The organism is Paenibacillus elgii NBRC 100335 (assembly GCF_004000865.1).
Taxonomy (GTDB): domain Bacteria; phylum Bacillota; class Bacilli; order Paenibacillales; family NBRC-103111; genus Paenibacillus_G; species Paenibacillus_G elgii.
The window spans coordinates 84,268-94,792 of record NZ_BIMB01000013.1; the positions used below are offsets into that span (position 1 = coordinate 84,268).

The window sequence follows — 10,525 nt, forward strand, 5'->3', positions numbered from 1 at the left end:
CGTTCAGCTCTCCCTGCCTGCAAGATGAAAGTCGCCGGATACGGCGGTCGATTCGTCCGCCCCGCTGCCGGACGGGGATGCCTCCTCATCCTTCCGCAGCACGTTCGCCGTCACCAGGTTCGCAAAAAATCCGATCATGCCCATATACAAGCAGGCGAAGCCGATAACCGTCACGCCCAGCAGAACGGCAAAGCACAGCATCTGAAAGCAAGCGCCGATCGTATACATCGGACGGGCGACGAACAGCTTGACGCTGCGGCCCATGGCGCTGAAGATGCCGAGCCGCTCCTGAACGACCAAAGACAGCGTATAGGTTTGCGATATGAAAAAGAGGGCTACGAAGTAAGTCTGAAACACGGCCAGCGCCAAAGACATCATCCCACTCCGGCTGCCGTAGTACCACCAGGAGGAAACGAGGATCAGCACAAACAAAGCGCAGACGAGCCCAAAGACGAACGAAGAGCCGTAATGGGCCAACGTTCCTTTGAGCATGGTCCGTACGCTCCCCTTCTCCCCTTGCAGGATGCGGTGACACGCGTAGAGCGCACCCGCCGCCAAAGGCACGTTCAGCAGCACCAGCAATAGCAGGGCCAGCGGCACAGGCAGGAAGAGCAGCACCGGAAACAAAACGAGCGAGCTGACGATGCTGAACAAGGCGACATGTATGATTTCGCGGTACGTTTGCAATCCGGACCGCACCATGATTTCACTAAGCTTTCGCATCGGACATACCTCCTTTTTCTAGAAAAGTCCGGTGAATATGAGCGAAGCAGCCGAAAGCGCTCTGTAGAAACGAAGTGTTCGCCTTTGTTTCCGGATTTCAACCTTTTAAGGGGTTATATGATCATGAAATCCGGGAACAAGAGCGATCGGAAGAGCGCTTCGGATGCGCAGCGTTTGCTATTCACCGGGCTTTCCGGCTTCTTTTACGCTTACGCCTCCAGCACGATGCGCTCTTCCGTAGCCGGATCGAAGAAACTCAGCTTGCCTCCGTCGAAGGCGAACAGCTTCGACTGCCCCACCTGCGCCGCCGTCTCCGGATGGACGCGGGCCGTCACCATCCGCTGGCCGACTCGGAAGTAGACAAGGTTCTCCGCGCCCAGATTTTCCACGACTTGCACGACGGCATTCAGCCGGTACGCCGATGCGGCCGGCGGCATGAACTCCTCGCCGTATATATGCTCCGGACGCACGCCCAGAATGATGCTTTTGCCTTCGTACGCCTTCAATCCCCGGACAGCGACATCCGTCAGGGCGAAGGAGGCCCCTTCCACATGCACGTGTCCCCGCTCGATGCGCGCGTCCATAAAGTTCATGGCCGGCGACCCGATAAATCCGGCGACGAACATATTGCTCGGCCGGTTGTACAGCTCCGTCGGCGACGCAATCTGCTGAATGCGCCCCTGGTTCATGACGACGATCCGTTCGCCTAGCGTCATCGCTTCGACCTGATCGTGGGTTACGTAGACGATGGTCGCGCCGAGCCGCTTGTGCAGCTCCGCCAGCTCCACCCGCATCTGAATGCGCAGCTTCGCGTCGAGGTTCGAGAGTGGCTCGTCGAACAGGAACACCTGCGGATCGCGCACGATCGCGCGTCCGACCGCCACCCGCTGGCGCTGCCCGCCGCTGAGCTCCCGCGGCTTGCGTTCCAGCATGTCGGTCAGCCCCAGAATCGCCGACGCCTCCTTCACCTTGCGCTGGATCTCCTCCTTCGGGCGCTTCAGGTTTTTGAGGCCGAAGGACAAGTTTTCTTCAATGGTCATATGCGGGTACAAGGCATAATCCTGAAACACCATTGCAATATCGCGGTCCTTTGGGTGCATCTGATTGACGAGGCGGTCTCCGATGTAAATATCGCCGCTTGTCTGCCGCTCCAGCCCCGCGATCATGCGCAGGGAGGTCGTTTTGCCGCAGCCCGAGGGACCGACGAACACGACGAATTCCCGGTCTTCGATCACAAAATTGGAGCTTTCGACCGCGGTGAAAGTCCCTTTTTTGTCGTCCACATACTCTTTGCGTATATTTTGAAACACCACGCGTGCCATCGCTTCGCTTCCTCCTTCTAGCCTTTCACGGCTCCTATGGTGATCCCTTGCAGGAAATATTTTTGCAGCGAGAAGAACAGGATGATCATCGGCAGAGCCCCGATGGTCGCGCCCGCCATGATCGCGCCGTAGTCCGTGGACTCGGCAAATTTGAAGCTGGCGAGACCGACCTGAATCGTCCGCATCTCACTCGAGCGCGTCACGAGGAACGGCCAGAAAAAATCGTTCCAGTTCGCCACGAACGTGAAGATCGCCAGAACGGCGAGCCCGGGCTTGGCCATCGGCAGGATGATTTTATAAAAAATGCCGAATTCGCTGCAGGCATCGATGCGTGCGGCATGAATAAGCGATGTCGGTAACGTGGACATATACTGCTTCATGAGAAAAATATTCCCGACGCTGACCAAGGTCGGCACGATCATCGCCGTATACGTATCTGCCAGGTCGAAAACGTTGATCACCAGCACGTACAGCGGAATCAGCGTGACCTGCGCCGGAATCATCATCGTGCCAAGCAGCACCCAGAAGATCGAATTGCTCCCGGGAAACTTCAGCTTCGCGAACGCATAGCCTGCCATGGAAGCGAAGAGCAGGTTCGTGACGGTCAGCACCGAAGAGACGAACAGCGAGTTCAACAGCCATTGGACGGCGTTATTTTTCGTGAAAAAGCGCTCGTACGGCGCGACGGACCAAATGTCCGGAATCATCTGCGGCCTAAAGACGGCCGAGGCCAGCGAATCTTGGAACGAGCCGATAATCATCCAGTACAAGGGGATGACCGTGATGACCGCCCAGAAAGCAAGAATGATCGCTGCAACTCCGATGAAGATTACTTTCGATTGGTTGCTCAACGCGTTCACCCCTTAATATTCGATGTCCGATGAGAAATATTTGAATTGAATGATCGAGATGAGAATAATGACGATCGCGAGCACGAACGATTGCGCGGAGGCCAGGCCGAAATCGTAAAATACGAACGCCGTCTGGTAAATGAGATAGGCAATCGTCGTCGTGGCGAAGTTCGGGCCGCCCTGCGTCATCAGGTACACGCTGATGAACACCTGAAACGAGGTGATGACCCCCGTCACCAGCAAGTACAGCGTCGTCGGCTTGAGCAGCGGCCACGTAATTTTCGTGAACTTCGTCCAGCCGCTCGCATGGTCGATGTCCGCCGCCTCGTACAGCGATTTCGGAATGCCGCCCATCGCCGCAAGGTACAGGATGATGCCGCCCCCGTGCGAGCCGAGGTACGTCATCAACATCAGCGAAAACAACGCGCTGTTCGATTTGCCGAGCCAGATGACCGGATCGATGCCGAACCAGCCGAGCACCGTGTTCATCGGTCCCCAAGGGGTCGGATCGAAGATCGCCAGCCAGACGAGCGAGATCGTCACACCCGAGACGACGCCCGGCAAGTACAAGGCCGCTTTAAAAAACGTCTGCCACGACTGGCGCATCTGAAAGATGAGAAAAGCGAGCACGAATGTCAAAATAATGTTGACCGGCACCGTGCCGATGGTGAAAATCACGGTATTTTTCATCGACTTCCAGAACACTTCGTCCTGAAACATAAACTTGTAGTTATCCAGGCCGACCCAGTCCGTTTTCATGACGGTGTACTTCTGAAAGCTCATCAGAAACGCCGAGATGACCGGATACAGGGTGAACACCAGAAAGAGCAGCACCGGAACGAGGATAAACAAGTACGACCAGCCGTAATCCCGGATGAACTGCTTGACGGAAGTGTTCGCCTTCCTCTGCCGGATGGCTGGGCCCGGCACGCCCGGCCCGTTGTGTAAATGGTTCATGGCGATCCTCCTTCATCATGCCTATGCCGGCGAGTCCGAAAAAAAAGGCCCCATATGACTCCATACAGGGCACCTTTTCGCGCGGCTTGTTGCTGCATTACTGGCCGAACATTTGCTTGCCTTTGGCTTTGAATTCTTCGGCGATTTTCTCCGGTGTTTTCTCCCCGGCGAACAGCGCCTGAATGGCCGGTTTCTGCACTTGCTCCTGGAACTGCTTCAGCTTCGTCGACTTGTCGACGTCCAGATTGCTCTCGACCGATCTCGTGGTGCTCTTCATGAAATTTTGTGCGGCTTCCCAGTTGTACTTCTGGGCTTTGCCTTTGCCTTCGTACATTGTTGCCTGGGACTTGCGGACGAACGGCAGGTTCAGCTCGTTGGAGGAGTTCCCCGCTTTCGCACCGCTCAGCGCTTCCATCACGAGGAAAGCGTTCTTCGCGTGCTGCTCGCCCTTGTCGTTCTTCTGCTTGAACATGACGTAGCCTTCACCCATCACGTACGTCTTGCCCGGCGCATTCTCATGATGCGGAACCGGAAGCAGGACGAATTCGATTTTCTCGCCCTTCACTTTGCCCGCGTCGATATCCTTGTTGCGGTTGGCGATAATCGTATCGTAATAAGGCAGCGCTTTGCTGATGACGGCGGCTTTGCTATCGTAGAACATTTGCGTTCTTTGCTGCGGGTTGAGCCCGCCCGTTTCCTTCGGCATCACGCCATCCTTCATCAGACCGTCGATGAATTTGAGGGAGTCGAGAATTTTGTCGTCGTTCCAAATGAACTTGCCCTTCTCGTCCAATACGTCGACCAGACCGGCGTTTTGCGCAATCAACTGGCTGAAATCGAGGCTGGTGCCGTCCGTCGCGAGACCGTACTGCATCGAGCCGTCAGGCAGCTTCTTCGTCATCTTCTTGGCGATGTCGCTGAATTCGGACCAGGTCCAGCCCTTCTCCTGAATCTTCTTCCAGTCGACACCCGCTTCTTCCAAAATGCGCTTGTTGCCGCCCCAATTCCATTGTCCCGCGGTCAGCGGCAGCCCGTATTGCTTGCCTTGAATTTTGCCCAGATCAAGCATACCCGGCAAGTAATCGTCCTTGATTTCCGGGGTCAGGAACTGGTCGAGCTGGATAGCAAGCCCCGTGTTGACATAGTGCCCCGACACCGCATGGTAATACAAATCCGGCGGGTCGCCCGCGTTCAGAGCAATGTCGAATTTCTTCGGGCCTTCGGCCCAGGACAGCACTTCGTACTCTACTTTAATATGCGGGTACTGCTTGTTGAAATCGGCGATCAGTTCCTTGATGTCCTTCTCGTAATCCCCATGAACCGGGTAGGCCCATACCCTGACGGTATCGGGCTTCTTGTCGTCTTTTGCGGCTTCGCCGGCCGGGGCGTTGGCTCCCCCCTCTTTTTTGGAGCAGGCGGAAACAAATACGAGACTTAAAGCTACCGTCATGGCAAGCAGTTTGCTGACCTTCATACATCCATCCCCCTAGTTAGCTTTTATGATTAAGTTTGGCCATGCCGTTCGCAAGTTCCCGGATCGCCTGACGGCTCCGGTCGAGGTACATGACGGACTGCTCGTAGTTGTTGCTGGCGACCCCGAGATATAAAATATCGATCACGTTAAGCTGGGTAATCCTGGACGACATCGCTCCGCTTCGAATCTCGTTCTCCGTCGAGGAGATGCAGAGCGGAATGTCCGTGTACTGGGCGAGCGTTGTGCTGCCGTACTTTGTGATGCCGATGGTCACGGCACCGTTCTGCTGAGCGGCCTTCAGGGCGGCGATGACTTCCTTTGTTTCACCGGAGTACGAGATGCCGACGGCGACATCCTCCTCGGTCAAGGTAACTGCCGACGCCAGCTGCACATGCGGATCGGCGAAGCAGAAGCACGTCCGGTTGATGCGCAAAAACTTCTGCTGCGCGTCCTGGCCGATCAGATTGGAAGCGCCGATGCCGAAGAAATAAATCCGCTTCGCCTGATGAAGCGCCTCCACCGCCTTGGACACCTGCTCCAAATCGAGAATTTTCACGGTGTCGTGGATCGCTTGAATATTATTGTTGGAAACGTGCTGCACGATCGTCGCAATCGAATCCTGCGGCCGGATTTCCTGGTAGCCCTGCACGCCCCCCGTTTCCCGGAGGTCTCCCGCCACCTTCAGCTTCAAATCCTGGTAACCCTTCACGCCCATCGATTTGCACAACCGGATGATAGCGGCCTGACTGGCTCCGCTCGCTTCGGCCAACTGGGCGACCGACAGCTCGATCATCCGCTCGGGATGCGCGAGCACGTATTCCGCGACCTTTTTCTCCGAAGGATTCAGCCCTTCTAAAATCTCTCTTAACCGAACCAAACCTCCATGCATTGCGCTCACCCCCTCCTATATGTAAGATATTATCACATATAAAGTTATTAATTAAAACAAATTCATGTTATTGATACCGTTTCCAATGATCAAACTCATTATATCTCATTTGAAATTTTAAATCAATATTATTTTTATAACGTGAAATTTTGTTTTACAAACCAAGCCTCGTTGTCTTATACTCGAATTATGCAAAGAGGGTGAAAAGGATGGACTATATCGTTGGAATCGACGGCGGCGGAACCAAGACGGAAGCGCTCGTCATCGACACTTCAGGCAACCGGCTCTTCGGTTGTACGGGCGAATCGACAAATTCGAAGGCGATTGGCTTCGAGCTGGCCTCCCGTCATCTGGAAGCCGTGTTGGACGAAGTGCTTCAACATGAAGCCTGCGCAAACGGACGCTGTCTTGCCGTCTGCATCGGCATGGCCGGTACCGATACGCCGGAGGAAAAGCAAGCGGTCGAAGCCGTCCTCCGGGCTTACCAGACCCGAACCGGTACCGCGTTCGAGATTTTCGTGCGCAACGATGCCGAAATCGTCCTGATGGCTTCGCTTCGCCGCGAATACGGCATCGCCGTCGTCTCCGGCACCGGCTCGATCGTCTTCGGCTGCACACCGGAAGGCCGGCGCTACCGGGTCGGCGGCTGGGGGCATCTGCTGGGCGATGAAGGAAGCGGTTACCAAATCGGACTTCACGCGCTGCAAGCCGTGATGCGCAGTCATGATGACATCAGTCCGGCAACGGCCTTAACGGATATGATCCGGCACACGTATAGCTTTGACGCAATTACCGAACTGAAAACGTACATCTACGGACCGGACATTCGCAAAAAAGACGTCGCCGCCTTCGCCGAGCTGTGCATCAACGCAAGCAAGCAAGGGGATGCCGTTGCCGTGCGCATTATTGAAAGCGCGGCTGCGGAGCTAGCCGTCGCCGTGGCAGCCTTGGTCCGCAAGGACGCCTGGTTCTCAGGTTCGGACCTTGTAACGACGGGCTCGGTGTTCAAGCATTCTCCTTTGTTCGCCGATACGTTCCGGCAGACGATCTCCGAAACGTTCCCCGGGCTGCGCCTGCACCCGGCTTCCGAGCAGCCCGCTGCTTACGGCGCCGCCTTGCTCGGCTTCGAGCTCTTTCAAAGAATGCGATAAAAGGAGCAGTCCCTATGTATAACCTGCTGAACGAATTAACTACCGAACAGCGCAATCCGAATACGACGCAAATCGACCGGCTCAGTTCCGAGGAAATCGTACGGCTCATCCACGCAGAGGACCGTCTGGTCACCGAAGCGGTGGGCCGCATCCTGCCGCAAGTTGCGCAGGCCGTCGACCGGATCGTCGCTGCTTTTCAGCGGCAGGGCCGGCTGTTCTACATCGGCGCCGGCACCAGCGGGCGGCTCGGCATTCTCGATGCGTCCGAATGTCCGCCGACCTATGGAACGGACCCGTCCATGGTGCAGGGCATCATTGCGGGGGGCTTTCAAGCGGTCAAAGACCCGGTCGAAGGTGCGGAAGACAGCGAGGAGCTTGGCGCGAAGGATATTGACGAGCACGGCGTAACGGACCGCGACGTAGTCGTCGGCATCGCCGCCAGCGGCCGCACCCCATATGTGCTCGGCGCCATGAAGCGCGCGAAGGAAAAGCAAGCGACCGTGATCGGTCTTTGCAATAACGAGAACACCCCGATGGCCGGCATCGCCGATCTGATGCTGGAAGCCGTCGCCGGTCCAGAGGCCGTGCTAGGCTCGACCCGGATGAAATCGGGCACCGCACAAAAGCTGATCCTGAACATGCTGACGACCGCCTCCATGATCCGCATCGGCAAAGTATACGAGAATCTTATGGTGGATGTCCTTCCTTCCAACGAGAAGCTCGTCTACCGTGCCAAACGGATTATCGGCATGGCGACCGGTGCGCCGGAGGATGTGATTAGCGAAGCGTATACCGCGTCCGGAAGACACGTCAAAACCGCGATCGTCATGATTTTGGCGAAAACGGACCGGGACGGCGCGCGCGAGCTGCTGGAGCGCTCGGGCGGTTTTGTACGCCAGGCGGTGGCGCTGGCAAACGGCAATTAACACGGGATCGAGGACCAAGGAGGAGAATTTACGGTGGCAGACATACGGCTCGTCCGGCCGGACGAGATGGCCGAAGCGGTTAAGCTTTCGGATTCGATTTTTCGCGATGCGCAGCAGATTTCGATGCAACCTGCGTTTCCCGACGTGTTTTCAACGGCCTTGGGCCAGTCTTACGGGGCGTTCGAGGACGGCAAGCTGGTCTCGTTTATGGGACTCGTGCCTGTTACGATCCGCATCGGAAAAGCAGCACTCGGCACGTATCAGCTTGGCTCCGTCGGCACCGATCCGGATGCCCGGGGCAAAGGCTACGCCAGCCTGATTCTACAGCGCATTTTTGATCATATCGACAAGGCGGGCGCGTCCCTGCTGCTCATTTCGGGCGGCCGTTCCTTGTATACGCGGGTCAATTGCCTGCCGTTCGGTGTTGTCCGAAGGTATACGGTGGATGCCGCTGCGGCGCAGGCGCTGCAAAGCCGACACGCTTCGGAAGGAATACAGGTGCGCGATCTGGAACCGACCGATTGGCTGTATATGCGGGAATTGGCGGGCGCAAGAGTGGCCCGCTTCGAGCACAGCGTCACCGACCTGGCGAATCTGGTCCATAACGAGGCGCTCGTCAGCTGCATTAAGATGAAGCACCGGGTGCTCATCGCCGAGCGGGACGGGAAGCCAGCGGCGTTTCTTGTCGCCGCCGTGCCGAATCCGCCGCTCGTTCCGAAGCGCGTTCCGTTCCTGATCGAAGCCGCCGGGGACGGCCCGGCCATTGCGCTGCTGGCCGCGCATGCGCTCACGCGGCTGGAGCTGGAGCAGATCCAGCTCCCGGTTTCCGTGCACGAAAGCGATTGGCTGGATGCGCTCGAATCGGTGCCGTACCAAGAGGAGCCGAATCAAGGCACCGTCAACGTGCTCCGGCCCGAGCGCTTGATCGAGCAGCTCCGGCCGTTCTGGGCGGAAGCGGCTCCGGGCCGCCATGAAGCGCTTCGCGTGCAATCCGCGGGCGACGGACGGGTCAAGCTCGAATACGACGGCTTGTCGGCGGAGCTGGACCCGCAGGCGTTCATCTCGCTCGTCTTCGGCGGAGACGAAGGTATGGCGGAGCACTCCGTGCTTCGCAGCGGGCTGAAAGAGCTGTTCCCGGTGCCGTTTCCGTTTACGGCGGGGTTGAATTATGTGTGAGCGGGCGTTAGCCTTCCGTTGATAACTAAAATGATTAGATAAGCTAAACTCGATAATGAGCAGAGAAATACTGCTCATTTTTTTATTGTTTTCCGTGTCTCAAAGCCCCCATTCATAGTTGTCGACTTAAAAAATATGTTATACTTCTTCTGAGGTGATAATTATGCTTAAAGACGAAGTAAAACAAATCATTGACAATTTGCCTGACGATTGCTCACTTGAGGATATTCAATATACATTATATGTTCGCAAGAAGATTCAACAAGGACTTGATGATATAGACAAAGGCGACGTTATATCTCATGAAGAAATCGAGAAGCGGATGTCTAAATGGCTAAATCAGTAGTATGGACAAAAACCGCAAGTCAATGGAAAGAGCCAAGACGTTGAGTCTTTTCCCCAATAGAGGGAGAATCGTACCTGAAATCAGCAACCCGGATGTAAGAGAGATTTTTTTACACCGATATAGGATGATCTACAAAATCGAAGAAGATCAAGTCATTATTTTAAGCTTCATACATGGAGCTACAAATTGGAATGGCCAATAACTCCCCATATTTGATGTGGGTGTTATTTTTTTATCTCAACACTCTAAGCGGGCTTCGGCCCGCTTTTTTTTGCGTTGACAAACGCTCACATCAGATTTATATTACTTTATAGTAACATTACTTAAAAGTAATATATTTGTGTGAAGGAGCGGTTATCTTGTCCACCCTCGTTATCGCCATTCAAATTATACTGGCCGGGATGTTTTCGCTGTCCTCATTTATGAAACTCAAGAGGACGCCGTCGATGGTTCAGCATTGGAACGAATACCGTTACCCAATGTGGTTTTTGACCCTTACGGGCCTCGGAGAGCTTGCAGGCGTCGTCGCGCTTCTCGTCGGTTTCCGGTTTCCCGTGCTGCTGCCTTATGTCGGTTTGTTCTTCGTCGCTTTGATGCTGGGAGCGATTCACGCGCATCTGTTCCGGGCGAAGCACCGGCCTGTCATGGCCACTAACGCCGCTTTGATGCTTGCGCTGTCCGTTGTCTTGATCGCTACCGCGCGGTAAACT

Annotated in this window: 12 protein-coding genes; 6 read left to right on the forward strand and 6 right to left on the reverse strand. The window is 55.6% G+C overall.

Going from position 1 to position 10,525, the window contains the following annotated elements; all coding sequences use genetic code 11:
- Positions 1-3: 3 nt before the first annotated feature.
- The 6 genes from PEL01S_RS12460 to PEL01S_RS12485 form a co-directional block, all read right to left on the reverse strand.
- A complete protein-coding gene (locus tag PEL01S_RS12460) occupies positions 4-723 on the reverse strand; it encodes a DUF2189 domain-containing protein (RefSeq protein ID WP_127460524.1) in 720 nt (239 codons plus the stop codon).
- A 209-nt stretch (positions 724-932) separates the two neighbouring features.
- On the reverse strand, positions 933-2,045 hold the full coding sequence (locus PEL01S_RS12465; RefSeq protein ID WP_127460525.1) for an ABC transporter ATP-binding protein: 1,113 nt from the start codon (positions 2,043-2,045) through the stop codon (positions 933-935).
- Between the two features lie 17 nt (positions 2,046-2,062).
- Complete coding sequence (locus tag PEL01S_RS12470) at positions 2,063-2,896, reverse strand: carbohydrate ABC transporter permease (RefSeq protein WP_010498490.1); 834 nt, start codon at positions 2,894-2,896, stop codon at positions 2,063-2,065.
- A gap of 12 nt (positions 2,897-2,908) precedes the next feature.
- A complete protein-coding gene (locus PEL01S_RS12475; RefSeq protein WP_204343792.1) occupies positions 2,909-3,853 on the reverse strand; it encodes a carbohydrate ABC transporter permease in 945 nt (314 codons plus the stop codon).
- Between the two features lie 97 nt (positions 3,854-3,950).
- Positions 3,951-5,327 (reverse strand): ABC transporter substrate-binding protein, encoded by a 1,377-nt coding sequence (locus PEL01S_RS12480; RefSeq protein ID WP_127460526.1) that lies wholly within the window; start codon positions 5,325-5,327, stop codon positions 3,951-3,953.
- Between the two features lie 16 nt (positions 5,328-5,343).
- Positions 5,344-6,216, reverse strand: a complete 873-nt coding sequence (locus PEL01S_RS12485) for a MurR/RpiR family transcriptional regulator (RefSeq protein ID WP_063186210.1) — start codon at positions 6,214-6,216, stop codon at positions 5,344-5,346.
- A gap of 209 nt (positions 6,217-6,425) precedes the next feature.
- Here PEL01S_RS12485 and PEL01S_RS12490 point away from each other — a divergent pair, with 209 nt between their 5' ends.
- The 6 genes from PEL01S_RS12490 to PEL01S_RS12515 all read left to right on the forward strand — a co-directional run bounded on the left by PEL01S_RS12490 (position 6,426) and on the right by PEL01S_RS12515 (position 10,522).
- A complete protein-coding gene (locus tag PEL01S_RS12490; protein ID WP_127460527.1) occupies positions 6,426-7,367 on the forward strand; it encodes a BadF/BadG/BcrA/BcrD ATPase family protein in 942 nt (313 codons plus the stop codon).
- A gap of 14 nt (positions 7,368-7,381) precedes the next feature.
- Positions 7,382-8,293, forward strand: a complete 912-nt coding sequence (gene murQ / locus PEL01S_RS12495) for an N-acetylmuramic acid 6-phosphate etherase (RefSeq protein ID WP_127460528.1) — start codon at positions 7,382-7,384, stop codon at positions 8,291-8,293.
- A gap of 33 nt (positions 8,294-8,326) precedes the next feature.
- Complete coding sequence (locus PEL01S_RS12500) at positions 8,327-9,469, forward strand: GNAT family N-acetyltransferase (protein WP_127460529.1); 1,143 nt, start codon at positions 8,327-8,329, stop codon at positions 9,467-9,469.
- A 163-nt stretch (positions 9,470-9,632) separates the two neighbouring features.
- Entirely contained in the window at positions 9,633-9,815 is a 183-nt protein-coding gene (locus PEL01S_RS12505) for a hypothetical protein (protein WP_063186202.1), read from the forward strand.
- Positions 9,816-9,837: 22 nt separating this feature from the next.
- Positions 9,838-10,017 carry a type II toxin-antitoxin system RelE/ParE family toxin gene (locus PEL01S_RS35695; RefSeq protein ID WP_371860699.1) on the forward strand — a complete coding sequence of 60 codons (180 nt, stop codon included), beginning with the start codon at positions 9,838-9,840 and terminating at the stop codon, positions 10,015-10,017.
- A gap of 157 nt (positions 10,018-10,174) precedes the next feature.
- On the forward strand, positions 10,175-10,522 hold the full coding sequence (locus tag PEL01S_RS12515) for a DoxX family protein (protein ID WP_127460531.1): 348 nt from the start codon (positions 10,175-10,177) through the stop codon (positions 10,520-10,522).
- Positions 10,523-10,525 lie beyond the last annotated feature (3 nt).